This is a genomic window from Nocardioides sp. P5_E3 (assembly GCF_054049275.1).
Genome location: NZ_JBFUMR010000031.1, coordinates 31,656 through 58,197, shown reverse-complemented (window position 1 = coordinate 58,197; position 26,542 = coordinate 31,656). Strand labels below are relative to the sequence as shown.

The window sequence follows — 26,542 nt, the reverse complement described above, 5'->3', positions numbered from 1 at the left end:
ACGGGGGCTGGGGCGACGGGGGCTGGGGCGACGGGGGCGACGGGGGCGACGGGGGCTGGTCGGTCTCCCCTGCCACAGCGTCGATCTCGACACCGACCTGGGCCCACGCACCCCGGACGGCTTCGGCGTGGTCGCCGGCGGCTGCGACGGTGGCCGCCGCGAAGGTGGCGAAGGTGGCGCCCGAGGGCACGTCGCCGCCCACCAGGGCGTCGTACCAGACCCGGCCGGCACCGGAGATCGACGTGCCACCGATGGCGACCGCCGCGAGCTGGAACGCCTTGTTGGGGATGCCGGAGTTGAGGTGGACGCCTCCGTTGTCGGCGGTGGTCTCGACGTAGTCGTCCATGTGGCCGACCTGCGGGTCGGCGCCGATCTCGGGGTCGTCGTAGGCGGTGCCGGGCGCGGCCATGTCGCGGAGGGCGCGGGCATTGATGGACGGCGTGAAGATGCCCTGCCCGATGAGCCAGTCGCCCTCGCCGGCGTCCTGGCCGAGGAGCCGCTGCTTGAGGCAGGAGGCGAACGCGTCGGCGACCGACTCGTTGAGCGCGCCGGACTGGCCCCGGTAGGTGAGGTCGGCCGTGTGCTCGACGACCCCGTGGGAGAACTCGTGGGCCAGGACGTCGACCGGCTTGGTGAACCGCTCGAAGACGCGGCCGTCGCCGTCACCGAAGACGAGCTGGGTGCCGTCCCAGAAGGCGTTGTTGTAGCGCGAGCCGTAGTGGACGGTCAGGCTGACCGGGGCACCGGCGCCGTCGTAGGAGTCGCGCGCGAGGTCGTCGAGGAACATCTGGAGGGTCGCCTCGATGCCGGTCGCGGCCTCGTCCACCGCCACGTCGCCGGTCTCGGGCTCCCCGGCGCTGCGGGCTGGCGTGCCGGGCAGCGTGGTGCGCGACTCCGCGTCGTGGACCGTCCAGTCGGGCGCGGCGACCACTCCCTCGGCCGACGGGGGCGTCGGCCGAGGGGCGCGTCCCCGGAGGGCGCGCTCGCGTCGGAGCTCGTCGTCGCGAGCCGCCCGCTCGGGGCCGTCGACCCGCTCCACCAGCCATGGTGGGATGAAGGTGCAGCGGGCCGCCCGAGGTGTCGTCATGACACCTGTCTACTCCCCACCGCTGACAGCGGGAAGTGGACGCAGGTCAGGCGCAGGACGACGCGGTGAAGGTCAGGTCGGTGAGGAAGACGCCCTGCAGGCCGCGCGACGCGAGGGTGCCCGTCTGGTCGTTCCAGTAGGTGATCGTGTAGACGGCGCTGGCCGGCTTGTTCACGTAGCTGACGTCCACGTTGCCCTGGGCGCCGCTGACCGGGTTGTACTCGGTGTTGGTCCCCGTTGGACGCCACGGGCTGCCGGACGTCCCGGCGCCGCTCAACCCGCCGGCCCGGGTGCCGGCGGGCGCCCCGGACACCCAGATGCGGTCCTGGTACTGGCCGTTGGCCTGCGGCGGGTCCATCGAGTCGATGTCCGTCAGCTTGAACTTCAGGTTGGACACGGGCCGGTTGAACTGGAGGGTGACCTCCTGCCGGTGGCTGCTCCGCGTGCCGGAGAACGACCTCACACCCGGCTTGGCCCGCTGCATGATGGTGAGACCACGCATCGTGGTGCCACCGACCGTGCGCGGGGAGAGCGCGAAGTTGGAGTAGGTGCCGTCGGTCGTCGCCGTGCTCCCCGCCTCCATGTCGCCGAAGAAGCGGCTCGTCACGCTCAGGGTCAACGCCGCGCTCCCGACGGTTCCCGCTCCGGCGGCGCTCACCAGGCCGGCGACGGCGGTCCGCGACTGGGCGTTGTAGTGCGACGCCCACCTGACCTGGTAGTTGGCGTCAGCGCAGGCGACCGGCGACGACGCAGCGGCGTACGCCGGGACGGCCACGGCGACGGAGACGGCAGGTGCGGTCCAGGCCGCGGCGCGGAGCACGGTGCGCCGGCTCGGGACGTACGAATCGGGTGTGGCAGGTCGTGAAGACGTGATGGTCATGCAGATCATCCCTCCCGGATGACAGTGCGACACCGGGCCCGGCCACATCCCCACGCGGCCCCTCCCGGTCTGTGGACCAGACGCTACTGACGGGTACTCCGGCATCCAGACGGTTTGGACGTGCAGTTGCCGTCCCGTGCGCGAACTGTCTCCTCGCCGTGGCCAGCGGGCGTCGGGATTGAGTGCCTCACCGGTGCCGCCGGTAACCTTGACCAGCGATCTGTGCCCTCGTGCGTTCGGCTCTCAGCCGCGTCGCCACCTCATCTCCGCCCGGAAGGCCCCTGCATGCCCACCCAGTCCCGTTCCGACCTGCGCAACGTCGCGATCGTCGCCCACGTCGACCACGGCAAGACCACGCTGGTCGACGCGATGCTCCGCCAGGCCGGCGCGTTCACCGCGCACCAGGCCGAGAGCGTGGCCGACCGCGTCATGGACTCCGGCGACCTCGAGCGCGAGAAGGGCATCACGATCCTCGCGAAGAACACCGCCGTCCACTACGCCGGTCCGGCCGGCGGCGGCCAGCCGATGGTCATCAACATCATCGACACCCCGGGTCACGCCGACTTCGGTGGCGAGGTCGAGCGCGGCCTCTCCATGGTCGACGGCATCGTGCTGCTGGTGGACGCCTCCGAGGGCCCGCTCCCCCAGACCCGCTTCGTGCTGCGCAAGGCGCTCAACGCCGACATGCCGGTGATCCTGGTCGTCAACAAGACCGACCGCAGCGACGCCCGCATCACCGAGGTCGTCGACGAGTCCTACGAGCTCTTCATGGACCTCCTCGACGAGTCGCACAGCCAGGACGCCCTCGACTTCCCGGTCGTCTACGCCTCCGGCAAGGCCGGCATCGCCTCGCTCGAGCAGCCCGAGAACGGCACGATGCCCGAGGGCACCGACCTCGAGCCGCTCTTCAAGACGATCCTCGAGACGATCCCGGCCCCGCAGTACGACGAGGGCGCGCCGCTCCAGGCCCACGTGACCAACCTCGACTCGTCGCCGTTCCTCGGCCGGCTCGCGCTCCTGCGCGTCCACCAGGGCACCCTGAAGAAGGGCCAGACCGTGGCCTGGATGCGTCGTGACGGCGAGGTCAAGAACGTCCGCATCACCGAGCTCCTCGTCACCGAGGGCCTCGAGCGCAAGCCCGGCGAGTCCGCCGGTCCCGGCGACATCGTCGCCATCGCCGGCATCCCGGAGATCACCATCGGCGAGACCCTCGCCGACGCGGAGAACCCGATCGCGCTGCCGCTCATCCACGTCGACGACCCGGCCATCTCGATGACCATCGGCACCAACACCTCGCCCATGGTCGGCAAGGTCAAGGGCGCCAAGGTCACCGCCCGCCTGGTCAAGGACCGCCTCGACTCCGAGCTCATCGGCAACGTGTCGCTGCGCGTCCTGCCGACCGAGCGGCCCGACGCCTGGGAGGTCCAGGGCCGTGGCGAGCTGGCGCTGGCGATCCTCGTCGAGCAGATGCGCCGCGAGGGCTTCGAGCTCACCGTCGGCAAGCCGCAGGTCGTCACCAGGGAGGTCGACGGCAAGGTGCACGAGCCCTTCGAGCGGCTCACCATCGACGCCCCGGAGGAGTACCTCGGCACCATCACCGAGCTCCTCGCGACCCGCAAGGGCCGCATGGAGGGCATGACCAACCACGGCACCGGCTGGGTCCGCATGGACTTCGTCGTCCCCTCGCGCGGCCTGATCGGCTTCCGCACGGAGTTCCTCACCGAGACCCGCGGCACCGGCATCGCCCACCACATCTCCGAGGGCTACCACCCGTGGGCCGGCGAGATCCGCTCGCGCAACAACGGCTCGCTGGTGGCCGACCGCTCCGGTGCGGCGACGGCGTACGCCATGACGTCGCTGCAGGAGCGCGGCGTGCTCTTCGTCGAGCCCACCACCGAGGTCTACGAGGGCATGATCGTCGGCGAGAACTCCCGCGCCGACGACATGGACGTCAACATCACCAAGGAGAAGCAGCAGACCAACATCCGGTCCGCCACCTCCGACAACTTCGAGAAGCTGATCCCGCCGAAGCGCCTCTCGCTCGAGCAGTGCCTGGAGTTCTGCCGCGAGGACGAGTGCGTCGAGGTCACGCCCGAGATGGTGCGCATCCGCAAGGTCGTGCTCGACGCCAACGCCCGCGCCAAGACGGCGTCGCGGGCGCGCAAGGCCAACAAGTAGTCGCCCCGTGGCCGAGGTGCCCGACGTCCAGCCCGCGCTCGCAGCAGAGCTAGCGGGCTGGCTCGAGCACCTCGGCCTGAGCGGCCAGCTGGCCGCGGCCGGGCTGCCGACGTACGACCGCGACGGCGACGTCGTGCACTGGCGCGACCCGGCGACCGGCGAGGAGCTCGACGCCGAGCGGCTCACCGAGCTCGACCGGGCCCTCCGCTCGATGGGTGACGACCCGGCCCACGGCGTACCCGTCGAGCTGGTGCGGCTGCGACGTGACGCCGAGGTGCGGCAGTCCCTCCTCGACGGCGGCTGGCTGGACTACGCCGGCGTCGGCAGCCTGCGCGGCACCTCGGAGAACGCCGCCCGCTTCGCCCTGCACAAGGCCGCCCAGCGCCGGACCGTGCTCCTCGTCCAGCACGAGGGCGGCACGCTCGTCCCCGCCTTCCAGCTCGACGACACCGGCGAGGTGCGCGAGGAGCTGCTGGCGGTGCTGGAGCCGCTGCTCGCCGCCGGCGTCGACCCCTGGCGGGCCTGGATCTGGCTGACCACGCCCGCCGCCCTGCTCGGCGGAGCGGTGCCGCACGTGGCGGCACGCGACCCCGAGGAGCTGTCCGTCGTGCAGCACGCCGCGGTCGCCCTGGCCGAGCGGACTCGCTCGGCGCAGGGCTGACCCGGCGTCCTCCTACGTCAGCCGGTCTTCTTGGTGGTCACCACGGCGACGCCCTCGATCCGGACCGGCTTGTTCTTCGCCACGACGACGCGCAGCTTGCCCTTGCGGGCCCGGGGCAGCTCGAAGGTGCGGAGCTGGCTGAACTTCTGCTTGCCGGCGAACTTCACGACACCCAGCTTGCGCTTGCCGAGGAACACGCGCGCCGTGCCGCCGTTCTTCACCTTGCCGATGACGAGCACGATGCGCTCGGTGGTCGGCACGCGGGTGACGAGCTCGGAACCCTTGCGCCGCGAGGTGACGTAGTCGCCGAACATGGCCCGCTTGTCCTTCTTGCGGTTCCAGGTGCCCTTCCTCGCGAAGGTGCTCTCGTCGCGAGGCACCGTGAACGAGACGGTCGCGGGAGTCGGGTCGGCGACACCGGCGGCGTTGACCGCGGCGACCCCGAAGGTGTGCGTGCCCGCCCGGAAGCGGCTGGTCACGCCGAAGGCGTCGCAGGGCAGCATCTCCTCGTCGACCGTGCACCTGAAGGTCGCGGGCGTGACGGTCGAGGAGTAGGTGAACTTCTGGCGCCGCTCCAGCACGATCGACTCGTTGGCGGGGCCGGACGTGATCGTCGTGTCGGGGGCGGGCGTGGCCTTCAGCGCGAAGTCGGCGGTGTTGACGGCGAAGAAGTAGTTGTCGACCGCCTCGACCTTGATGCGCACCTTGCCTGCGTCGACGTTGGGCATGACCATCGTCTCGGACCCGTCGTTGGGCGTGCTCGCGGTGAGCACCGTGCCGAACGTCGTCCCGCCGTCGGTGGACAGCGAGATCTTCACGCTCTTCGCCAGCCGGTCGGTGCCCTTGACGTCCCAGGTGACCGGGACCGACGAGCCGCCGGCGACGGTCCCGCCGGTGGCCTGCGAGGTGACGAGGAACGGACCGGCGGTCTTGTCGACGGTGAGGGCCACGTCGTCCCACGCGACGCCGCCCCCGTTGGGGAAGCGGTCGCGGGCGGTGAGCCGGAAGCTCATCACCGCGTCGTCGACGTCGAGGCTGCCGAGGTAGTCGGCCGTCGGCAGGAACTCCGAGTAACAGTCGAGCAGGCTGTCGGGCAGCTGCCGGTTGACCGGCGTGGTCGGCGTCGGGCAGGTGCCGGACACGGCGTTGGTGTTGCCGGCAAGGACCTGCGCCATGTCGGGGAAGACCCGCGTGAGGTTGCCGTCTGCGGTGTTGATGCCCGGGGCCGGGCTCGTCAGCGAGTCCTCGTCGCTGACCACGGCGTCGTCGCCGAAGACCCGGAACAGCGGGCCGTAGACCTTGGTGTTGTCGGACAGGCGGGTGCCCTCACCGAAGTTGGTCTGCTCCCAGAGGTAGACCAGGGCGTCGCCGTCGGCGTCGGTGCCCGACACGCCGGTGAGCGCGAAGGGCGTGCGGATCGGGATGGTCTTGTCGGCCGGCACCTTGACCACGGGTGCAGTGTTGTCGGCGAGGCCCGTGTCGTCGGGCCTCAGCTGGACGCCGTCGTTCTGGGCCGGTCCGCCGCGCGAGGTCTCGCCGACGAATCCGTCCACGCCGCCGGCCTCGACGGTCAGCTGGTCGACGTCCTCCGGGACGTCGCCGGCACCGGCGATGATCGAGGGCTGGTCGTTGAAGATGACCTGGAAGCCACGGGCGTCCGGCGTGCCGACGACCGGTGTGTAGCCGAACTCGTCGAAGCCCCACTGGGCGATGGAGACGGACCGACCGGTGAGGCCTTCGATGGCTGCTTCCAGTCCGGCGGTGTTGTAGGCGGCGAACGGCACCGTCGTGGTGCTGCCGTCGAACCCCAGCACGAGGCTGTCGCCGGCGCCGAAGGCCTCGGTCAGCGAGACCGTCTGCACCTCGATGTTGTCGTAGGTGTCCGCGCGATAGGCGTCGACCTCGTCGATGGTGCGGAAGGAGAAGTAGGGGTCGGTGTGCGGCTGCAGGTCGTCCTGGCCGCAGATGCCGGCGTAGGCCATCACCGAGGAACCACTGCCCGGCTCGACCGACGCCTCGGAGATGTTGCCGCCACAGGCGCCGAGGGCGCCGTTGAAGGTGTGGTTGCCGGCGAACTGGTGGCCGATCTCGTGCGCGACGTAGTCGATGGCGAAGAAGTCGCCCTTGGGCTCCGGGAGGCCGGTGCAGCCGCCGCCCTTGTAGTCGCCGCCGACGACGCCGAGGTAGGCGATGCCACCGCCGTTGTTGCCGAGCGCGATGTGGCCGACGTCGTAGTTGGAGGCGCCGACGAGCTGGCCGAGCACGGTGCGGTTCTTGCCGAGGGTCGGCACGTCGCAGTAGTCGAGCTCGCCGTCGGTGTCGTCCGTGGTGACCGGCGTGCCGTTGTCGTCGTACGGCTCGAAGCACGGCGCCACGCCGCAGGGGCCGTTGGCCCCGGTCGCCTTGGCGTCGGTGTCGAGGTTGAGCTTGTCGGTCGCGTTGACCAGGCGCAGCTCGGTCGCGAGGTCGTCGTTGTAGATCTGGTTCACCCGGTTGATGAGGGTGACCTTCTCGGCGAGCACGTTGGCGGTGCCGAAGTAGGCGGCGTAGGACGGGTCGGAGGTCAGCGCGAGCCGGTAGTAGTGGCGCTGCACCTGCGTGCCGGGCTCCGTCGAGCGGTCGGCGGCGGCCGCGGTGACCGTCTCGCGGATCGCGTCGACCTCACCCTCCTTGCGGCGCACCTCCGCTGCCGGCAGGTCGACCGAGCGGTAGCTCAGGTGCGCGGTCGTGCCGGGGCGGTTGTAGGCGGGGTCGACGTACCAGTCGCTCCGGCCGCCGGGCGTGCGCACGAAGGCGTGGAAGCCCATCTGGGTGATGTCGAGGGCGATGGTGGAGCGCGGGTCGGTGACGCCGACGCCCGACCAGGTGGCGATCTCGGAGTGGGCCGCGGCGAGCTCGGACTCCATCCGCTGCGTGCGCTCGATGCGGAAGGACTGGGGCCTGCCGTCCGGTCCGGGGATCTCCACGACCGCGGAGCCGCCCGTCCGGGGAAGCTCACCTCGCAGGGCGCCGAGGTCGACACGGGTGGCGGCGTACTCCTTGGGCTCGACGCGGACCTTCGCGCCGGACGGCTCGAAGCCGCGGAGGGGTGCGAAGGCCTGGCCGTCGGGGGCGGCGGCGACCGGAGCGATCGAGCTCAGTGCACCTGCTCCCACGACGAGGGCCAGACAAGCGGCAAGACGGCGAGAGCGAGATGGCACACGAGCTCCTTCGAAGGCGGAACTCGCAGCCTAGGTAGGCGCACTGACACGCGCCATACCTCTTTGGTAGCGAAAGGCGTCAGGCGTCGACCGGCTCGGCGCGCAGCGTCGGGGCCAGCACGACGAGCCCGAGCAGCGGGAGGGCAGCGAGCACGAGCAGCGCCGCGGGCATCCCCAGCGGCCCGCTGAGGCCGGCCACCACGGCCGAGCCGACGCTTCCGCCGATCAGGAACAGCAGCGTCGAGACACCCATCGCCACACCTCGTACGTCGTCGTGCACGGCGTCACCGACGACGGCGCTCAGGGCCGGCTGGCCGAGGCCGAAGGCGAAGGTCACCAGGATGATGCCGGCGACCAGCACGGGCGCGCTCGCCCAGAGGGCGCCGACGGTGGCGACCAGCAGCGCCGCCGAGGCGGCCAGCCCGGCGACCGCCAGGGACCGGCTCGGCCCGACGCGGGTCAGCATCGGCCCGGCGACCTGCGGCACGAGCAGTGCGACCGCGGCGCTCGGGACCATGGCGAGGCCGACCTGCCACGCCTCCCAGCCCTCGGCCAGCAGCACCGCGGGCAGCGCGATGAGCATCGCGAACCACGCCGCCGGGACCGCCGACGCGGCGACGGCGCTGCGCACGACGGTCGCGTTGCGGATCACCTCGACCGGCAGGAAGCCGTCGGGGCGACGTCGTACGCTCGCGCGCACGGCCGGCACGCCCAGCACGAGCAGGCTCGCGCCGATCGCGGCCACCAGCAGCCCGGCCGAGGGCGACTGCACGAGCAGCACCATGCCGGACGCTGTCAGGGCGACCACGATCGCGCCGACGACGTCGAGGCGGGCCCCGCTGCCGCCCGTGGGCAGCGCGCGCCACAGCAGCGGCACGACCAGCGCTCCGAGGATCGGCAGCGCCATGACGGCGCGCCAGCCCCACACCGCCTCGACAAGGCCGCCGATCAGCGGGCCGAGGCAGCTGACGGCGGCCGCGACGCCGGCCAGGCGGCCGAAGGCGAAGCCACGGACCTCGCCGGAGTACTTGGCGGACAGGATGGTGACGCCGAGGGTCGGCACGGCGGCAGCGCCCGCGCCCTGCAGCATGCGCGCACCCAGCAGCACCTCGAAGGTCGGTGCGAGCGCCGCGACCAGCGCGCCGACCGACATCAGCACGAGACCGGCGAGCAGTGGGGCGCGGACGCCGACCAGGTCGGAGATCCGCCCGTAGAGCGCCGTGGTGACGGCCAGCATCAGGACGTAGAGGCTGATCGCCCAGGCGGCCAGACCGGCGCTCACCCCGAGGTCCTCGGCGAGGAGCGCGAGCGCCACGGCGGCGCTCGAGGAGCCCATCCCGGCGAGGCCGAAGAGGAGGCCCAGGAGCATCGAGACCCGCCTGGAGTCGTCCGGGGCGTCGGTGCGGCTGGTGGCCGGGCTCGGTGTCGTCATCGACGTGGAACAACAGCGAGCGCGCCTGCGCCATTCCCCGCGGATCCGCCGAACACGGCCTCGCGCCCCGCACTGGCGCCGTACCCTGTGGCGCATGAGCATGCCGTACGACGCCCCCTCGGGACCGGGCGACCCCGGGCCTGACGAGGCCTACCGACGGTGGCGGCTCCTCCAGGAGCAGGCCGACGCCCAGCACGACGGGCTGCTCGTCTCCGACGCCGAGCGCGACGGGGTGTGCCGGCGGCTGTCCGCCGCCTTCAGCGAAGGTCGCATCACCTCGCCCGAGCTCGACGACCGCACGTCGCGTGCCCTCGCCGCGCGCACCTACGGCGACCTCGAGGACGTGATGGCCGGGCTGGAGCCGCCCGCCACGACGTCGTACCACCCCGTCATGCCGGGCTATCCGCTGCCCCAGCGGAGCGTCCTTCCGCGGCTCGTCTTCTGGCTCGTCGGACTGGTCACCGCTCCCTTCATCCTCGTCGGCACCCTGCTCACGTTCTCCGGTGAGTCGGTCTTCGGCGTGGTCCTGCTCCTGCTGTTCCTGCCCGGGCTGATCGCGCTCTACCGGTGGGCCCACCCGCGCACCTGACCGATCGGTCGGTCTCGCCCCGTCGCGGGTAACGTGCGCCACATGACCGCTCGCCGCCACCTGCCCACCGACGAGGCCCGCGACCTGCTCGCCCTCACCCGCGAGATCGCGACCAAGGAGCTCGCGCCGCGGTCGGCGGAGGCGGAGGCCACCGAGACCTTCCCGCGCGACGTCTTCCGGATGCTCGGCCAGGCCGGCCTGTTGTCGCTGCCCTACCCGGAGGAGCACGGCGGTGGCGAGCAGCCGTACGAGGTCTACCTCCAGGCCCTCGAGGAGATCGGCGCCGTGTGGTCCTCGGTCGGCGTCGGGGTCTCCGTGCACGCGCTCTCCTGCTTCGGCCTGGCCTACTACGGCACCGACGAGCAGCGCGCCGAGTGGTTGCCCGACATGTTGAGCGGTGACCTGCTCGGTGCCTACTGCCTCTCCGAGGCGCACGCCGGCTCCGATCCGGCCGCGATGCGTACGACGGCCCGCCGCGACGGCGACTCCTACGTCCTCAACGGCGCGAAGGCCTGGACGACGCACGGCGGCCACGCCGACTTCTACAAGGTGATGGCCCGCACCTCCGACGACCGCAACGGGATCTCGTGCTTCCTCGTCCCTGCCTCCGCCGAGGGCCTGAGCGCCGACCCGCCGGAGCGCAAGATGGGCCTCACCGGCTCGGCCACCGCGACGATGCGCTTCGACAACGTCCGCATCGACGCCTCCCGCCGGCTCGGCGCCGAGGGCGAGGGTCTGAAGATCGCTCTCGCCGGGCTCGACTCCGGCCGCCTCGGCATCGCCGCCGTCGCCGTGGGCCTCGCCCAGGGGGCGCTCGACTCCGCCGTGGCCTACGCCCGCGAGCGCGAGACCTTCGGCACCCGGATCATCGACCACCAGGGCCTGGCGTTCGTGCTCGCCGACATGGAGGCCGCCATCGTGTCGGCCCGCGCCACGATGCTCCACGCCGCACGGCTGCGCGACGCCGGGCTGCCGTTCTCGCGCGAGGCCTCGGTCGCCAAGCTGATCGCCACCGACAACGCCATGAAGGTCACCACCGACGCCGTGCAGGTGCTCGGCGGCTACGGCTACACCCGCGACTTCCCGGTCGAGCGCTACATGCGCGAGGCCAAGGTCATGCAGATCTTCGAGGGCACCAACCAGATCCAGCGGATGGTCATCTCGCGCTCGCTGGCGAAGGACAACGCCGGGACCATCGGGTAGGTCGCTCCACCCCTTGGTGTGTTGTCGGCCCACTGTGTGCGAGCGACGGTGGAAAGCATGTCCAAGCGCATCGCATTCCTGACCGCATCCGAAGGCGTCGAGGAGGTCGAGCTCACCAAGCCCTGGCAGGCAGCCGTCGACGCCGGCCACACCGCCGAGCTGCTCTCCATCGACGAGGGCGAGGTGCAGCTGTTCGAGCACCTCGACAAGTCCAGCACCCAGCGGGTCGACCGACGGGTGTCCGACGTGGCCGTCGCCGACTACGACGCCCTCGTCCTGCCCGGTGGCGTCGCCAACCCCGACGCCCTCCGCACGGACGAGGAGGCGGTCGCGTTCATCCGTGACTTCGTCGACTCCGGCAAGCCCGTCGCCGCCATCTGCCACGCCCCCTGGACCCTCGTCGAGGCCGACCGCGTGAAGGGCAAGCGCATCGCCAGCTGGCCGAGCCTGCAGACCGACATCCGCAACGGCGGCGGCGAGTGGGTCGACGAGGAGGTCGTCGTCGACGGCAACCTCATCACCAGCCGCAACCCCGACGACATCCCGGCCTTCAACAAGGCCCTGCTCGACGCGCTGGGCTGAGGCTCACTCCACCAGCCAGCGCCCCAGCAACGTCCCGTCCTGCTCCAGGAGCAGGGCGGGACGCAGCGTCACGTCGACCTCGGCGCCCGTGGCGATGCGTACGGCGTCGCCGCCGGTCAGCCTCGGCACGAGGGTCCAGCACAGCTCGTCGACGACGCCCGCCGCGAGCATGTCGGCGAACAGCGACGGCCCGCCCTCGCACAGCTGCTCGGTCCACCCGCGCTCGGCCAGCGCGGCCTTGAGCGCGACGAGGTCGATCTGGTCCTCGCCGAGGACGAGCACGTTGTCCTCACCCAGGCTCGCGCGCGCCTCCGCCAGCCCGTCCGAGCTCGCGACCGTCGCCATCAGCACCCGCCCGGGCGGCGCCTCGGCGAGCGTCGGCGGGACGTCGGCGGACCGGCTGACCACCACGATCGGCACCCGCGGGACGTCGTACTCCTCCTCGCGGATCGTGCCCGCCCCGACCACCAGGCAGTGCGCGCGCCGCCGGAGGGTGTCGAAGACCCGCTTGTCGGTGTCGTTGTTGATCGTGCCGCTGAGCCCGTCCGACCCGGTCGCCGCACCGTCGACGGTGCTGACGAAGTTGACCCGGAGCCACGGCTCGCGCTCCGGCGTGTAGGCCGCCGCGAGCTCGTCGTCGGACAGGTCGGCGAGGTGCTGCAGCCGCAGCTCGAGGGGGTCGCTCACGGCCTTCATCCTGCCGCCTACGCTGGAAGCCGTGATCACCCTTGCGGATCTGGCCGCCCTGCATGCCGAGCACGGCGGGTCGTGGGACAGCCCCGTCACGCCGGTCGTCCTCGACGGTCCCCGCGGACCGGTGTCGATCGGCGACGGCCCGGTGACGCTGATGGGCTGCATCAACCTCTCGCGCGACTCGACCTACCGCGAGAGCGTGGCCACCGGTCCCGCCGACGCCGTCCGCATGGGCCGCGTCCAGGCCGCGCAGGGTGCCGCGCTCATCGACCTCGGCGCGGAGTCGAGCAACGCCCGCGCGGCGCGCGTGTCGGCCGCCGACCAGATCGCCACCCTCGTGCCCGCCGTGAAGGAGCTCGCCGCCGAGGCCATCGTGTCGGTCGAGACCTACGAGCCGGAGGTGGTCCGCGCCTGCCTCGACGCCGGCGCCCGCGTGCTCAACATGACCGGCCGTCAGCACGAGGACGACATGCTCGCCCTCGCCGCGGAGTACGACGCCGCTGTCGTCATGTGCTTCGGCACGACCGCCAACGTCCGCGACATCGCCGACGTGCCGCCCGACGCCGATCCGATGCCGGTGCTGCTCGACCACTTCGAACCCCGGCTCGAGCACGCCCGCTCCCTCGGCGTGCACAAGGTCGTCGTCGACCCCGGCATGGGCTTCTACTATCGCAACCTCGTCGACCCGATGACCCGCGCGCGCCACCAGGCCCGGGTGCTCGCCCAGACCTTCCAGCTGCGCCCCCTCGGCCTACCCGTCTGCAACGTGCTCCCCCACACCTACGACATCTTCGGCGACGAGTTCCGCAAGGCCGAGGGCTTCTACGGCGTCCTCGCCGCCCTCGGTGGCTCCCACCTCCTCCGGATCCACGAGGTGGCCCACCTCCGCGTCGTCCTCCGCGCGATGGCGGAGCTCGAGGTCCGCTGACCGAGCCGGACGTTCTGAATTGACGTCAGTCCAGGAAGCGGCGGACCCCGGAGACCAGGCCGCGGGCGTAGCGGGCGCGGCCCGAGGGCGAGGTCATCACGCGGGCCTCGGACGCGCTGCGCATGTTGCCGAGCTCGACCATCACGGTGGGGACGTCGGAGAGGTTGAGCGTGCCGAGGTCGGAGCGTACGTCGATCCCGTCCCCGCCGGCCGTGTAGGTCGCGACGCCGAAGCGCTGGGACAGCAGGCCGGCCTTCACCGAGGTCGCCAGCCGCATCGACGGCCGGTGGATGTCGGCGGTCCACGGCGCCCGGTCGGGCGGGGCGATGACGTGGAAGCCGCGCGCGCCGGCGGCGTACGACCCGTCGGCGTGGACCGACACCTTCAGGTCGGCGGCAGGACGGGACGAGGTGGCGTTGCCGGCCCGGCCGCGCTCGTCGACGCACGGACCCCAGCGGTCCTGACGGTTGCTCTGCCGGGTCAGGCGCACCGTCGCACCGAGCTCGCGCAGCCGCGCCGCGACCTGCCTCGACACCTCCCAGACGAAGGTCGCCTCCGGGTAGCCGCCGTTGGTCGCCGTGCCGGTGGTGTTGCAGGGCTTGGTGAAGCCGCCGGCGGGCACCTGTCGGCGGATACGTCGCGGGAAGTTGTGGTTGCCGAGCTGGTGGCCCGGGTCGATGACGACCACCCGGCCGGCGAGTGGCTTCGACGCCGGCACCTCGACCACCGACGACGCCGGCGGTACGGGCAGCAGGCAGCCCAGCAGGAGCACGACCGCGGCCCGGCGGAGCATCAGCCGGCGAAGCCCCGGGGGTTCTGCGACTGCCAACGCCACGTGTCGGCGGCCATGTCGTCGACCGTCTTCACGGTGCTCCAGCCGAGCTCGCGATTGGCTTTGGAGGGGTCGGCGTAGGACGTCGCGACGTCGCCGGGGCGGCGGTCGACGATCTCGTAGGGGATCTCGCGGCCGACGGCCTTCTCGAACGCGCGCACCATCTCGAGCACGCTCGTGCCGTGACCGGAGCCGAGGTTCCAGGTGTGGACCGCCTCGTCGGTGTCGGCGAGCGCCTTCAGCGCGGCGATGTGGCCGGCGGCGAGGTCCTCGACGTGGATGTAGTCGCGCACGCCGGTGCCGTCGACCGTGTCGTAGTCGCCGCCGAAGACCATCAGCTTCTCGCGCTTGCCGACCGCGACCTGGGCGATGTAGGGCACGAGGTTGTTGGGGATCCCCGACGGGTCCTCGCCGATCGTGCCGGAGGGGTGCGCGCCGACCGGGTTGAAGTAGCGCAGCAGCGCGAACCGCATCCGGGGACGGGCGATCGCGACGTCGCGCAGGATCTGCTCCTGCATGACCTTGGTCCAGCCGTAGGGGTTGGTCGCGTAGGTGGGGCGGTCCTCGGTCGCGGCGGCCTGGTCCTCGCCGTAGACCGTCGCGCTGGAGGAGAAGACCAGCTTGTCGACGTCGTAGCGCTGCATCGCCCGCACCAACGCGAAGGTGGAGACGAGGTTGTTCTCGTAGTACTCCAGCGGCTTCTCGACGCTCTCGCCGACGGCCTTGTGGCCGGCGAAGTGGATCACGCCGTCGAAGTGCTCGGTCGCGAAGAGGTGCTCGGTCTTGTCGTGGTCGGTGAGGTCGAAGGAGTGCAGCGTGATCCGCGTCCCGGTCAGCGCCTCGAGCCGCCCCGTCACCGTCGGGTGGGAGTTGCTGAAGTTGTCGACGATGACGACGTCGTAGCCTGCGGCGACGAGCTGGACGACGGTGTGCGAGCCGATGTAGCCGGCGCCGCCGCTCACGAGGATCTTCATGCGGCCACCCTAACGAGACGGCGCCCTGACAGAATGCCGCGCATGCCCAGCGCGCTCATCACCGGGATCACGGGGCAGGACGGGCTCTACCTCGCCGAGCTCCTGCTGGAGAAGGGGTACGACGTCCACGGCCTGCTCCGCGGCCAGAACAACCCGCGGCGCGCGCTGGTCGAGGACCTCGTCCCGGACGTCCGGCTGCACACCGGTGACCTGACCGACCTTTCTAGCCTGATGCGGGCGATGCGCGACTCGGATCCCGACGAGGTCTACAACCTCGGCGCGATCTCCTTCGTCGCCTACTCGTGGGAGAACGCCTTCGTGACCAGCGACGTCACCGGCATGGGTGTCCTCAACATGCTCGAGGCCGTACGCCTCCACGCCGGCGACGACCCGTCGGCGATCCGCTTCTACCAGGCCTCGAGCTCGGAGATGTTCGGCAAGGTGCAGGAGGTGCCGCAGTCCGAGCGCACCCTGCTGTGGCCCCGCTCGCCCTACGGGGTCAGCAAGGTCTACGGCCACTACATGACGATCAACTACCGCGAGTCCTACGGCATGCACGCGTCCTCGGGCATCCTCTTCAACCACGAGTCGCCACGCCGCGGGCCCGAGTTCGTCACCCGCAAGATCAGCCAGGCAGTCGCCCGGATCCACCTCGGGCAGCAGGACTCGGTGGCGCTCGGCAACCTCGACGCGCGACGCGACTGGGGATACGCCGGCGACTACGTCGAGGCGATGTGGCGGATGCTGCAGCAGGACGAGGCCGACGACTACGTCATCGCCACCGGTCGGACGTGGTCGATCCGCGACTTCCTCGACGTCGCCTTCGCCCACGTGGGCATCGACGACTGGAGCAAGCACGTCACCCAGGACCCGCGCTTCATGCGCCCGGCCGAGGTCGAGATGCTGATCGGCAACGCGAGCAAGGCCCGCGACCGGCTCGGCTGGACGCCCACCGTCTCCTTCCACGAGCTCGTCGCGATGATGGTCGACGCCGACATCGCCGCCGCCAAGGCGGGCTGGTGACCGCGACCGCGTTCATCACCGGCATCGGCGGGCAGGACGGCAGCTACCTCGCCGAGCGGCTGCTCGCCGACGGACTGGAGGTGCACGCGCTGGTCCTCGAGGCCGACGGCCACCCGGCCCACTGCCCCGACGAGGTGGTCCTCCACGCCGGCGACCTCGGCGATGTCGAGGCCACCCGGCGGCTGGTGCGCGAGATCGCTCCGCGCGAGGTCTACAACCTCGCCGCGATCAGCTCGGTCGCGCAGTCGTGGGACGAGCCCGACCGCACCGCCCACGTGAACGGCCTGGCCGCGGTGGCCCTGATGGAGTCGGCGCGCGAGGTCGACGGTGTACGCCTGGTGCAGGCGTCGAGCGCGGAGATCTTCGGCGATGCCGCGACCTCCCCGCAGGACGAGGCCACGCCCATCGCGCCGGTCAACCCGTACGGCGCCGCGAAGGCCTTCGCCCACCTGTCCGCCCGCGTCTTCCGCCAGCGCGACCTGCACGTCTCGAGCGCGATCCTCTACAACCACGAGTCGCCGCGCCGGCACCCGCGCTTCGTGACCCGCAAGATCACCTCGACGGTCGCCGCCATCGCCCGCGGCGAGGCCGACGAGCTGGTCCTCGGCAACATCGACGTACGCCGCGACTGGGGGTGGGCCCCCGACTACGTCGACGCGATGGTCCGCGCCGCCCGTGCGGACGAGCCGGGCGACTACGTCGTCGCGACCGGGATCGCCCACTCCGTGCGGGACTTCGTGGCCGCTGCCTTCGCGGCGGCCGGCATCGACGACTGGGAGCACCTCGTGCGGCAGGACGCGACGTTCTTCCGGGCGGCCGACCCGGCCGAGCTGGTCGGCGACGCGAGCCGCGCGCGCGACGAGCTGGGCTGGGCGCCCACGGTGGACTTCGCCGAGATCGTGCGGCGCATGGTCGCCACCGACCTGCGCTGAGACGGGTCAGTCGAGGGGGATGTCCTCGGAGTTGTCCCGGTCGACCGGCTCGGAGTCCTTGGGCACCTCGACCTCGCCCTCCTGGTCGAGGGTGAGCACCAGCTCGCGCTCGCCGACCTTGGTCCACCCGATGGTGGTGCGGAAGTCGTCGCGCTCGAGCTGCGCCCACGGCTCGGAGGCGTCGAGGCCGTCGGAGGTCCGCTTCCACCCGGCGTCCTCGAGCGCCGTCGCGGCCTGGTCGACCTGCTCGCCCTCGGCACCCTCGCCGACGACGACCGCCGACGCCTTGTAGTCCTCGGCACGGTAGGTCGACATGCCCTCGCTCTCGACCCGGCCCTGTGCGCGCTCGACGGCGAGGCCGGCGCCGGTGATCGCGGCGGCCATGTCGCGGAGCTCGGCGTTGACCGCCTGCTTCATCGACGCCAGGTCGGCGGCGGCCTGCTCGGGGTCGGGGTCGCCGCACGACCCCAGCCCCACGGCGAGCGCGAGGGCCAGGAGGAGCCGGAGCGGGAGGAGTCTCATGCGCTCCATCCTCACCGGTCGGGGCTCGTGTCGGAACGACCGGGCTGGTTGGCGGTCGGGTCGCGGTCCCACTCGGGGTCCTGCGGCGGGCCCCACCACGGGTCGTAGCTCTGCTCCGCGGTGTTGATGTCGTCGCCGTGGCCGTCGACGACGCGCCCGATGTTGTATAGCGACTCGGTGTCCTGGTCGAGGTAGGAGCTGTGCGCGTCGCCGGTGTTGCGGTGCCAGCTGCGGTCGACGTCCTCGGCCTCGAAGCGGTTGGCGTCGAAGTCCTCCGACGACGGGTCGGTGCCCAGCCCGATGCCGAACTTGCCGACCCACCCCTCGTCGCCGAGCACGGCAACGAAGTCGCGGCTGTCGCGACCGACGTAGACGTGGTCGGCCCCGGGACCGAGGTCGCTGGCGTGGTCGGCCGGACCCGCACCGGGGCTGCCGATGAGGACCACCTCGTCGACGTCGGACGTGTCGCCGTGGGTGGCGTACGACGTCGTGGTGGAGCCGTAGCTGTGGCCGACGGCAGTGAGGTGGGCGGGGTCGTCGGGCCGGGAGGCACGCAGTCCGTCGATGGCATCGGCGAGGTTGCGGCCGCCCTCCTCGGCGCGTCCCTCGCTGAGGGTCGCGAGGTCGGTCGGCCCGTGCGGCGCGTCGTAGCCGAGCCAGAACATGGTGGCGACGCTGGAGCCGTCGCCGTTGTAGCGCGTCGACTCGTAGAGGTTCATCATCCGGTCGGTGTAGTAGGTCGTGTCGCCCATGTCGGTGTTGATGCCCGGCGTGAAGACCGCGACGTCGGTCGCGTGGTCGAGGTCGCCGACCGCGACGGCGACCCGGCCGTCGCCCTCGTAGGCAGCGGGGTCGTAGAGCCACAGCACGCCGCCGGGCTTCAGGTCGGGGTCGAGCGGGTCGGTGTAGGCGTCGGCGTTGGCGAGCGCGTCGCGCGCCTGCCCCGCGTTGGCGAGCATCTTGCGCTCGAGCGGGGAGATGGTGCCGTCCTCGTCCTTGGCGGCGAGCCGCGCGAGGTCGTCGTCGAGGAGCACCCGGTTGGCCTGGTCGCGGGCGCCGGCCGGGAGGCCGTCACCCTGGCCGATCCGCTCGGGGTAGGCCGCGATCACGGCCTCGCGCTCGGCCTCGGTGAGGCTGTCCCACCAGCGCTGCACCTCCTCGGGCGTGGCGCCGCTGCCAGGCGCGCCGGGACGGTTCATCGCCGACTCCGCCGTCGGCGGGATGCCGCCGTCCGACGACAGCGCCTCCGGCAGGGTGTCGGCGGCCTGGAAGACCTGGCGCAGAAGCGTCTCGTTGTCGCGGACGCGTCGCTGCAGGTCGTCGTCGGCGGTGACCAGCTCGGAGTAGTCGATGCGCAGCTCGACCGCCCGCTCGCGGAAGGCGGCGATCTCGTTGTCGGTGGCCTCGGTGGAGGCGTTGATGTCGGCGATCAGCGCGGTGCGCCGGTCGTCGAGACCGCGCTTGCGCTCGACGAGGTCCTCGTGGTCGCGCAGCAGGTCGCGCAGGGTGTCGGCGAAGGCGGTCACCCCGCGCCCGACGCGGCGCACGGTCGTGGCCATCGCCGAGTGCTCGGTCGACGCCTCGCCGGAGGCCTCCTTGTAGGACTGGTAGGCGATGCCGGCCCAGCTGCCGAGCTCCTGCAGCTCGCGACAACGGTCGGCGAACTCCTCGTAGCGCCCGGCCGCGGCGTAGATGGTCGTGGCGAGCCCGTCGGCCCCGCCCGCGTCGCCCTCGGGCTTCTTGATCTGCGCCGGGACCGACGCCGGGATCTCGATCGTGACGGTCATCGGGCCGACCCCAGACGTCCGTCGAGGTCGCTGAACTGCCGGTCGGTGGCGTCGTCGGTGGTCGAGTAGTCGTCGGCGGTCGCGTGCAGCGCGCCCACGAAGCCCTGCGCGATGGCGGCGCTCTCCCCGGCGTAGCCGGACCACCGCGTCAGGAACGTCGTCGCCGCGCCCTGGACGCTCGGCGGCAGCGACGAGGCGGCAGCGCCGCCGAGCTCGCGCGCCGAGGTCTCCATCAGCGTCTCCTGCGACTCCCACCCCTGGGTGCCGCGACGGAGGGTCTCCATCTGCCAGACCAACGGGTCGCTCATCGCGCACCCCCGCCGATCGCCTCGGCCACAGCAGCGTCGCCCACGACGACGAGGGCGGAGCGGATCCTCAGCACCACCCGCCCGGCGGCGGGCGCCAGGACCTGCACGTCCTCACGGCCGATCGTCCCGGGGCGTCCGGCCAGCACACGGGGTACGCCGTCGGGCGGCGCCAGCACGTGCCACCCGTCGGACTCGTCGAGCAGGTCCTGGGCGCGCTGGAGCGCGCCGGACGCGACGACCGGGTCGAGGTCGTCGAAGGTCGCGGTGCCCTGCCACCGCAAGGTGCCGGGCGCGGACCCGGCGAACCACACGTCGTCGAGGTGGGTCGGCTCAGCGTCGAGGCCGAGGGCCGCCCACAGCCCGGCCATCCGGGCTCGCAGCTCCTGACGCGCCGCCTCGGGGTCTACCGTCGGCTCGCCGGCCGGGACCTCGGTGCGATCGGGCGACTCGGGCGGGAGCACCACGAGGTCGACGTCGTCGTGGCGACGGAGCACCGTCGCCCAGAACGGGTCCTGCAGCACCTGTCGGGCCGCGGGCGCACCCGAGACGAGGTCGAGCGAGGTCGGATCGGGCACGGGGCCTCCTTCAGGATGCGGCTGGGGTGCTCTCCGCTACTCCTGACCCTCCCCCGCCGGGGACCCGCCCAAACGCGGTCAGCCGTGCTTGAGGAGACCGAGCAGGTACTCGCCGTATCCGCTCTTGCGGAGCGGCTCTGCGCGGGCGACGAGCTCGTCGTCGGAGAGGAAGCCCATCCGCCAGGCGACCTCCTCGGGGGCGCCGACCTTGAAGCCCTGGCGGCCCTCGATGGTGCGGACGAAGTTGGAGGCGTCGTTGAGCGAGTCGAAGGTGCCGGTGTCGAGCCACGCGGTGCCACGCGGGAGCACCTCGACGTGGAGACGACCCTCCTCGAGGTAGCGCCGGTTGAGGTCGGTGATCTCGAGCTCGCCGCGCGCGGACGGCGCCAGCTCGGCGGCGTACTCCACCACGTCGTTGTCGTAGAAGTAGAGGCCCGGCACCGCGAAGTCGCTCTTCGGGTGCTCCGGCTTCTCCTCCAGCGACAGCGCCCGGCCCTGGTCGTCGAACTCCACCACGCCGTAGGCGCGGGGGTCGGCGACGTGGTAGCCGAAGACCGCGGCGCCGTCGAGCTCGGAGAAGCGCAGCAGCTGCTGGCCGAGGCCCGAGCCGTAGAAGATGTTGTCGCCGAGGACGAGGGCCGACCGCTCGGCGCCGATGTGGTCGGCGCCGATGATGAAGGCCTGCGCGAGGCCGTCGGGGCTCGGCTGCACCGCGAAGGTCAGGTTGATGCCGAACTGCGAGCCGTCGCCGAGCAGCCGGTGGAAGGCGTCGGCCTCGTGGGGCGTCGTGATGATCAGGACGTCCCGGATCCCCGCCAGCATCAGCGTGGAGAGCGGGTAGTAGATCATCGGCTTGTCGTAGACCGGCACCAGCTGCTTGCTGATCCCCTGGGTGATCGGGTGCAGTCGCGAGCCGGTGCCACCGGCCAGGATGATTCCACGCATGGGTGAACCCTAGGGTGCGTCCGGGATTCTTGTGGGTTCTGCCCCCTTTGGCACCATGTACGCATGCCGTCCACCCGTCGCGTCGCGCCGCGACGGCTGATCCGGCCGGCGACCGTCATCGGCGGGCTGCTCCTGCTGCTGGTGGTCCTGGCCCTGCTCGCGATCCCCTTCCTCTCGGCCCCGGGCCATGCCGAGGACGCGCGCGCCGAGCTCACCGCCGCCAAGGACGCCTTGGACGCCGGCGACACCGACGCCGCGGTCGCGGCCGTGGAGCGCGCCCGCTCGGAGACCGACGACCTGCAGGGCTCGGTCCAGGGGATCGGCGGCGACGTGTGGAGCCGGATGCCGGTCGCCGGCGGCCCCGTGCGCGACGTACGACGCCTCGGCAACGCCCTCGACCAGCTCGTCGCCGTGGCGGAGACCGGCGTACGCATCCTGCCGCAGGTGCGCGGCGAGGAGTCGACCCTCGTCGACGACGGAAACGTCGACATCGACGTGCTGGAGGACGTGATCGACGACCTGCGCGAGGTGTCGACGCGACTGGCCGACGCGCAGGCCGAGCTCGCCGACGTCGCCGACTCGCGCGTCATCGTGGGTGATCGGCTCGCCGAGGCCCGCGACCAGGCGCAGGGCGAGGTGGACCCGCTGGCCGAGGGGCTCGAGACGATCGACCCGCTGCTCGAGCACCTGCCCAAGATCCTGGGTCGCGACGCCAGCCGGCAGTACCTGGTGGCGCTGCTCAACCCGGCTGAGATGCTCTTCTCCGGTGGGACGCCGCAGAACTTCGTGATTGCCGACCTCGACGCAGGCCGTTTGACGGTGGGACCGACACTCGATGGCACCGCCGCACCAGGCGTAGCTGTCCCCCGCTACTGGAAGAAGGTCAAGGGCAACCCGCTGCACCGCGGCCAGATGAAGCCCGCCCTCGCCACCATGGCTCCCGACTGGCGGGTCTCCGGCAACGAGCTCGCCAACGCCTGGCGCAGCCTGCGCGGTCGTCGGCTCGCCGGTGTCGTGGTGATCGACGTGGTTGCACTGTCCCGGATGCTCGAGCTCACCGGCCCGCTCGAGCTGCCGACCCTCGGCACGCTGACCGGTGACAACCTGGTGGAGAAGCTCATCGGCAGTTACGACACCTACCCCGACGTGAACAGCCGTCGGGCTGTCAACCGGGCAATCGGGCCCGTCTTCGTCGAACGACTTCTCTCCGGCAACGACCCCGTGGGCACCGGGCGCTCTCTCGCCGACGCTGCAGACGAGCGGCGCTTCGCAATGTTCTTCCGCAGCCCCGACGAGCAGGCTGTTTTCGACGCACTGGGGCTCACCGGCCGGCTTTCCGACACCGAGCACGACTACATCGGCGTCTTCACGCAGAACAAGGTGCCCAGCAAGTCCGACTACTGGCAGCGCCGCACCGTCAGCACCGACGTTGCGGTGCGCGAGGACGGAAGCGCGCGAGTCAAGATGGAGGTGGAGGTCCACAACGACTCCCCGCCCTACCTCCAGCCCGGACCAGATCCCCGTCTCGGCTACTTCACCCGATGGAACACGCTCAGCATCGCGCCGTTCCTGCCCAAGGGAGCTGCTTCCATCTCGGCGAGGATGGACGGCGAGCCGGTCGAGATCTCGCCGCGCAACTTCTATGGTCGCTACTTCATCCGCCCGGAGATCGAGTTCGCGCCGCAGGCCCGCCACACCCTGGCGGTGACGTACGACGTCCCCGCCGCCGCGGTCCGCGACGGCGACGGCGACGGGCTCGCCTACCGGCTGGCGCTCGACCCACAGGGCATGGTCGACCCGCAGGACGTCCGGGTCCGGGTCAGCTTCCCGCGCGGCTACGCCGTCGACGCCAGCCCGTCCGGCACCGGCCTGCCCGACGGCTGGTCGACGCGCGGCGGCCGCGTGGCGACGTACACCACCGACGCGCTCGAGGTGGTCGAGTCGTTCGAGATCGTCGCTCGCCCCTAGACTCCGCGGCATGGAACGCCTTCTTGTGACCGGGGGCGCGGGGTTCATCGGGTCGAACTTCGTGCACCACCTCGTCAACCACACCGACCTGACGATCACGGTGCTCGACAAGCTGACCTACGCCGCCTCGAAGGAGTCGCTGGCGGGTCTGCCCGAGGACCGGGTGCAGCTGGTAATCGGCGACATCGCCGACGAGGACGTCGTCGACCCGCTGGTGGCGGCCCACGACGCGGTCGTCCACTACGCGGCCGAGTCGCACAACGACAATTCGCTCAACGACCCGAGCCCGTTCATCAAGACCAACATCCTCGGGACCTACACGATCCTCGAGGCGGTGCGGAAGCACGACAAGCGCCTGCACCACGTATCGACCGACGAGGTCTACGGCGACCTCGAGCTCGACGACCCCAAGCGCTTCACCGAGGACACCCCTTACAACCCATCCTCCCCCTACTCCGCCTCCAAGGCCGGCTCCGACCACCTGGTCCGCGCGTGGGTCCGCAGCTTCGGCGTGCGCGCGACGGTGTCGAACTGCTCGAACAACTACGGGCCCTGGCAGCACATCGAGAAGTTCATCCCGCGCCAGATCACCAACGTCATCGACGGCGTGCGCCCCAAGCTCTACGGCTCGGGCGAGAACGTCCGCGACTGGATCCACGCCGACGACCACTCCTCGGCCGTGCTCACCATCCTCGAGAAGGGCACCATCGGCGAGACCTACCTCATCGGTGCCGACGGCGAGAAGAACAACCTCGAGGTCGTCCGCCTGATCCTCAAGCTGATGGGCAGGTCGGAGGACGACTTCGACCACGTCAACGACCGCGCCGGCCACGACATGCGCTACGCGATCGAGTCGGGCAAGCTGCGCCAGGAGCTCGGTTGGCAGCCGCAGTTCCAGGACTTCGAGGCGGGGCTGGCCAACACCGTCGAGTGGTACCAGGACCACGAGGACTGGTGGCGCCCCCACAAGGACGCGACGGAGGCGAAGTACGCGGAGAAGGGCCAGTGAGCCTCTCCCCCCAGAGTCTGCCGAGCCTCGAGACGACGCCGATCCCGGGCCTCGTCGTCGTACGGCTCGACCGCCGCGACGACGCCCGCGGGTTCTTCAAGGAGAACTGGCAGCGCGAGAAGATGCTCGCGATCGGCCTGCCCGACTTCGGGCCGGTCCAGAACAACGTCTCCTTCAACGCCGATCGCGGTGTCACGCGCGGCATCCACTCCGAGCCGTGGGACAAGTTCATCTCGCTGGCCACCGGCCGGATCTTCGGCGCCTGGGTGGACATGCGTGAGGGCGACAGCTTCGGCGCGACGTTCACCCTCGACATGGACACCTCCGTCGCGGTCTTCGTGCCGCGCGGCGTGGGCAACAGCTACCAGGTGCTGGAGGACGCGACCGCCTACACCTACCTGGTCAACGAGCACTGGCGCCCCGGCATCGCCTACCCCGCCCTCTCCCTCGACGACCCCACGGTCGCGATCGACTGGCCGATCCCGCTGGGCGAGGCCGTCATCAGCGAGAAGGACCAGAACAACCCCGGCCTCGACCCGTCGACGGCGATCCCCGCCAAGAAGACGCTCGTCCTCGGCAGCGGCGGCCAGCTGGGCCTCGCCCTCGCGGACGCCTTCCCGGGCTGCGACACGGTCACCCGCGCGGAGCTCGACGTCACCGACACCGAGGCCGTCGCTTCCTGGCCGTGGCACGAGTACGCCGTCGTGCTCAACGCCGCGGCCTACACCGCCGTCGACGCCGCGGAGACCCCAGAGGGGCGGGTCGCTGCCTGGGCGGCCAACGCCACCGGCCCCGCCACCCTCGCCGGCCTCGCCCGCCAGCACGGGTTCACCCTCGTCCACTTCTCCTCGGACTACGTCTTCGACGGCACCGCGCCCCTCGAGCCCGGTCACACCGAGGACGAGCCGCTCTCACCGCTCGGCGTCTACGCGCAGACCAAGGCCGCCGGCGACGTCGCCGTCTCGCTGGCCCCGCGCCACTACGTCCTGCGCACCTCATGGGTGATCGGCGAGGGCAAGAACTTCGTCCGCACCATGCAGTCGCTCGCCGAGAAGGGCGTCTCCCCCAGCGTCGTCGACGACCAGGTCGGCCGGCTCACCTTCACCGACGAGCTGGTCCGCGCCACCCGCCACCTCCTCGACAGCGACGCCGCGTTCGGCACCTACCACGTGTCCAACGGCGGCCCCGCCATGTCGTGGCGCGAGATCGCGCAGGCGGTCTTCGAGCGCTCCGGCCGCAGCGCCGACGACGTGTCGGGCACGAGCACCGCGTCGTACGCCGAGGGGGTGCTGGCGCAGGGCAACCCGTTCGCCCCGCGTCCGCTCAACTCCGCGATGTCGCTCGAGAAGCTCCGCGCCACCGGGTTCGAGCCCGAGGACGCGACGTCCGCCCTCGACCGCTACCTGGCGGGCTGACGGCTCCGTAGTCCTCCAGCCACCCGCACCTGCAGCCGGGGGTGGCGGCACCTCGCACCCGCACGCATGCCCCGCAAGCAATCTGCCGCCACCCTCACGCGCCGGCGAGACGGACGGGCGGCGAGACGGGCGGCGAAGATCAGCGGCGTGAGGTGACCTCGGCGAGCGCCGGGCGGACGTCGGCGATGTAGACGAGCGAGGCGATGGTGAAGACGAGGTGGATCAGCCCGAGCGGCGAGGAGCCGATGAGGATCAGCTGGGCGGCGAAGCCGAGGCCGGTGATCGCGCACCACGCCTGCTTGGTGAGCTTGCCGGCCGCCTCGTAGGCCTCGGCCGAGTAGGTCAGCGAGTTGATGAACGCGAATCCCTTGACCGCGAGCAGCACGACGAGCACCACCAGCATGAGGGTGCTCTGGAACGCGTAGATGTTCACGGCACGAGGGTAGTCGACGTAGCGAGACGTGACGGTGACGTCACGTGCCCGAAACAGCGGCTGCCTACGTTGCGTGGGTGCACCTGACCCCCTCCGACACCGAGAAGCTGCTGCTCGCCGTGGCCGGCATGGTCGCCCGCGACCGGCTGGCCCGCGGCGTCCGCCTCAACTACCCGGAGTCCGTCGCGCTGCTCAGCACCTGGGTGATCGAGCGCGCCCGCGAAGGCGCATCGGTCGCCGAGCTGATGTCGACGGGCCGAGAGGTGCTCACCTCGGTCCAGGTGATGCCCGACGTGGTGCCGATGCTGACCGAGGTGCAGGTCGAGGCGACCTTCCCTGACGGCCGCAAGCTCGTCACCCTCCACGACCCGATCGGCTGAGAGGCG

25 protein-coding genes are annotated in these 26,542 nt (G+C 71.4%); 12 read left to right on the top strand and 13 right to left on the bottom strand.

From position 1 onward, the window contains the following. Together ACXJKB_RS18400 and ACXJKB_RS18395 are read right to left on the bottom strand one after the other, a co-directional pair. On the bottom strand, nucleotides 1-1,087 hold a 1,087-nt coding region (locus ACXJKB_RS18400), incomplete at its 3' end, for a M4 family metallopeptidase (protein WP_457190917.1). A 46-nt stretch (nucleotides 1,088-1,133) separates the two neighbouring features. Next, nucleotides 1,134-1,967, bottom strand: coding sequence for a hypothetical protein (locus ACXJKB_RS18395; RefSeq protein WP_457190915.1), 834 nt, complete (start codon nucleotides 1,965-1,967; stop codon nucleotides 1,134-1,136). A gap of 285 nt (nucleotides 1,968-2,252) precedes the next feature. Between ACXJKB_RS18395 and typA the strand changes: the two genes are divergently transcribed. Continuing rightward, nucleotides 2,253-4,145: a translational GTPase TypA gene (gene typA, locus ACXJKB_RS18390; protein ID WP_457190913.1), complete on the top strand. Its 1,893-nt coding sequence runs from the start codon at nucleotides 2,253-2,255 to the stop codon at nucleotides 4,143-4,145. Nucleotides 4,146-4,152: 7 nt separating this feature from the next. Next, complete coding sequence (locus tag ACXJKB_RS18385) at nucleotides 4,153-4,806, top strand: hypothetical protein (protein WP_457190911.1); 654 nt, start codon at nucleotides 4,153-4,155, stop codon at nucleotides 4,804-4,806. A 17-nt stretch (nucleotides 4,807-4,823) separates the two neighbouring features. On the opposite strand, the gene ACXJKB_RS18380 is transcribed toward ACXJKB_RS18385, so the two are convergent. Both ACXJKB_RS18380 and ACXJKB_RS18375 read right to left on the bottom strand, forming a co-directional pair. After that, nucleotides 4,824-8,006 (bottom strand): reprolysin-like metallopeptidase, encoded by a 3,183-nt coding sequence (locus ACXJKB_RS18380; RefSeq protein ID WP_457190909.1) that lies wholly within the window; start codon nucleotides 8,004-8,006, stop codon nucleotides 4,824-4,826. Between the two features lie 79 nt (nucleotides 8,007-8,085). Next, entirely contained in the window at nucleotides 8,086-9,438 is a 1,353-nt protein-coding gene (locus ACXJKB_RS18375) for an MFS transporter (RefSeq protein WP_457190908.1), read from the bottom strand. Between the two features lie 94 nt (nucleotides 9,439-9,532). Between ACXJKB_RS18375 and ACXJKB_RS18370 the strand changes: the two genes are divergently transcribed. Genes ACXJKB_RS18370 through ACXJKB_RS18360 form a run of 3 tightly spaced genes read left to right on the top strand, consistent with a single transcriptional unit; the run spans nucleotide 9,533 to nucleotide 11,812 of the window. After that, nucleotides 9,533-10,027 carry a DUF1707 SHOCT-like domain-containing protein gene (locus tag ACXJKB_RS18370; RefSeq protein WP_457190906.1) on the top strand — a complete coding sequence of 165 codons (495 nt, stop codon included), beginning with the start codon at nucleotides 9,533-9,535 and terminating at the stop codon, nucleotides 10,025-10,027. 42 nt (nucleotides 10,028-10,069) lie between these two features. Next, nucleotides 10,070-11,230 carry an acyl-CoA dehydrogenase family protein gene (locus ACXJKB_RS18365; protein ID WP_457190904.1) on the top strand — a complete coding sequence of 387 codons (1,161 nt, stop codon included), beginning with the start codon at nucleotides 10,070-10,072 and terminating at the stop codon, nucleotides 11,228-11,230. A 57-nt stretch (nucleotides 11,231-11,287) separates the two neighbouring features. Continuing rightward, a complete protein-coding gene (locus ACXJKB_RS18360; RefSeq protein WP_457190903.1) occupies nucleotides 11,288-11,812 on the top strand; it encodes a type 1 glutamine amidotransferase domain-containing protein in 525 nt (174 codons plus the stop codon). A gap of 3 nt (nucleotides 11,813-11,815) precedes the next feature. Here ACXJKB_RS18360 and ACXJKB_RS18355 read toward each other — a convergent pair whose 3' ends face one another. Further along, on the bottom strand, nucleotides 11,816-12,499 hold the full coding sequence (locus ACXJKB_RS18355) for a dihydrofolate reductase family protein (RefSeq protein WP_457190901.1): 684 nt from the start codon (nucleotides 12,497-12,499) through the stop codon (nucleotides 11,816-11,818). A 31-nt stretch (nucleotides 12,500-12,530) separates the two neighbouring features. Between ACXJKB_RS18355 and ACXJKB_RS18350 the strand changes: the two genes are divergently transcribed. Further along, complete coding sequence (locus ACXJKB_RS18350) at nucleotides 12,531-13,433, top strand: dihydropteroate synthase (RefSeq protein WP_457190899.1); 903 nt, start codon at nucleotides 12,531-12,533, stop codon at nucleotides 13,431-13,433. A gap of 25 nt (nucleotides 13,434-13,458) precedes the next feature. Here the strand turns inward: ACXJKB_RS18350 and ACXJKB_RS18345 are convergent, their stop codons facing one another. Further along, complete coding sequence (locus ACXJKB_RS18345) at nucleotides 13,459-14,226, bottom strand: N-acetylmuramoyl-L-alanine amidase family protein (protein WP_457190897.1); 768 nt, start codon at nucleotides 14,224-14,226, stop codon at nucleotides 13,459-13,461. Beyond that, nucleotides 14,226-15,239, bottom strand: coding sequence for a UDP-glucose 4-epimerase GalE (gene galE / locus ACXJKB_RS18340; protein WP_457190895.1), 1,014 nt, complete (start codon nucleotides 15,237-15,239; stop codon nucleotides 14,226-14,228). The genes ACXJKB_RS18345 and galE overlap by 1 nt, the downstream gene beginning before the upstream one ends. Before the next feature lie 42 nt (nucleotides 15,240-15,281). On the opposite strand from galE, the gene gmd reads away from it, so the two are divergent. Both gmd and ACXJKB_RS18330 read left to right on the top strand, forming a co-directional pair. After that, the gene (gmd, locus tag ACXJKB_RS18335; protein WP_457190893.1) at nucleotides 15,282-16,262 is read left to right on the top strand and encodes a GDP-mannose 4,6-dehydratase; all 981 of its coding nucleotides are present in this window, start codon (nucleotides 15,282-15,284) and stop codon (nucleotides 16,260-16,262) included. Further along, on the top strand, nucleotides 16,259-17,194 hold the full coding sequence (locus ACXJKB_RS18330) for a GDP-mannose 4,6-dehydratase (protein WP_457190891.1): 936 nt from the start codon (nucleotides 16,259-16,261) through the stop codon (nucleotides 17,192-17,194). The genes gmd and ACXJKB_RS18330 overlap by 4 nt, the downstream gene beginning before the upstream one ends. Before the next feature lie 6 nt (nucleotides 17,195-17,200). Here the strand turns inward: ACXJKB_RS18330 and ACXJKB_RS18325 are convergent, their stop codons facing one another. The 5 genes from ACXJKB_RS18325 to rfbA form a co-directional block, all read right to left on the bottom strand. Further along, complete coding sequence (locus tag ACXJKB_RS18325) at nucleotides 17,201-17,716, bottom strand: hypothetical protein (protein WP_457190889.1); 516 nt, start codon at nucleotides 17,714-17,716, stop codon at nucleotides 17,201-17,203. An 11-nt stretch (nucleotides 17,717-17,727) separates the two neighbouring features. After that, nucleotides 17,728-19,503 carry an alpha/beta hydrolase gene (locus ACXJKB_RS18320; protein WP_457190887.1) on the bottom strand — a complete coding sequence of 592 codons (1,776 nt, stop codon included), beginning with the start codon at nucleotides 19,501-19,503 and terminating at the stop codon, nucleotides 17,728-17,730. After that, entirely contained in the window at nucleotides 19,500-19,811 is a 312-nt protein-coding gene (locus ACXJKB_RS18315; RefSeq protein WP_300047301.1) for a hypothetical protein, read from the bottom strand. Before ACXJKB_RS18315 ends, ACXJKB_RS18320 begins: the two co-directional genes overlap by 4 nt. After that, on the bottom strand, nucleotides 19,808-20,386 hold the full coding sequence (locus ACXJKB_RS18310; protein ID WP_457190885.1) for a hypothetical protein: 579 nt from the start codon (nucleotides 20,384-20,386) through the stop codon (nucleotides 19,808-19,810). Before ACXJKB_RS18310 ends, ACXJKB_RS18315 begins: the two co-directional genes overlap by 4 nt. Nucleotides 20,387-20,464: 78 nt before the next feature. After that, nucleotides 20,465-21,331, bottom strand: a complete 867-nt coding sequence (gene rfbA, locus ACXJKB_RS18305; protein WP_457190883.1) for a glucose-1-phosphate thymidylyltransferase RfbA — start codon at nucleotides 21,329-21,331, stop codon at nucleotides 20,465-20,467. Between the two features lie 63 nt (nucleotides 21,332-21,394). Here rfbA and ACXJKB_RS18300 point away from each other — a divergent pair, with 63 nt between their 5' ends. From ACXJKB_RS18300 to ACXJKB_RS18290, 3 genes are read left to right on the top strand one after another with little or no spacing between them, the layout of a single operon-like run. Further along, a complete protein-coding gene (locus ACXJKB_RS18300) occupies nucleotides 21,395-23,299 on the top strand; it encodes a DUF4012 domain-containing protein (RefSeq protein ID WP_457190881.1) in 1,905 nt (634 codons plus the stop codon). A gap of 10 nt (nucleotides 23,300-23,309) precedes the next feature. Next, nucleotides 23,310-24,308, top strand: a complete 999-nt coding sequence (rfbB, locus tag ACXJKB_RS18295) for a dTDP-glucose 4,6-dehydratase (RefSeq protein WP_457190879.1) — start codon at nucleotides 23,310-23,312, stop codon at nucleotides 24,306-24,308. Next, nucleotides 24,305-25,723 carry a sugar nucleotide-binding protein gene (locus ACXJKB_RS18290; protein ID WP_457190878.1) on the top strand — a complete coding sequence of 473 codons (1,419 nt, stop codon included), beginning with the start codon at nucleotides 24,305-24,307 and terminating at the stop codon, nucleotides 25,721-25,723. Before rfbB ends, ACXJKB_RS18290 begins: the two co-directional genes overlap by 4 nt. Before the next feature lie 139 nt (nucleotides 25,724-25,862). Here the strand turns inward: ACXJKB_RS18290 and ACXJKB_RS18285 are convergent, their stop codons facing one another. Continuing rightward, complete coding sequence (locus ACXJKB_RS18285; protein ID WP_191193302.1) at nucleotides 25,863-26,156, bottom strand: DUF2516 family protein; 294 nt, start codon at nucleotides 26,154-26,156, stop codon at nucleotides 25,863-25,865. Between the two features lie 77 nt (nucleotides 26,157-26,233). On the opposite strand from ACXJKB_RS18285, the gene ACXJKB_RS18280 reads away from it, so the two are divergent. Continuing rightward, nucleotides 26,234-26,536: an urease subunit gamma gene (locus ACXJKB_RS18280; protein WP_457190876.1), complete on the top strand. Its 303-nt coding sequence runs from the start codon at nucleotides 26,234-26,236 to the stop codon at nucleotides 26,534-26,536. Nucleotides 26,537-26,542: the final 6 nt, after the last annotated feature.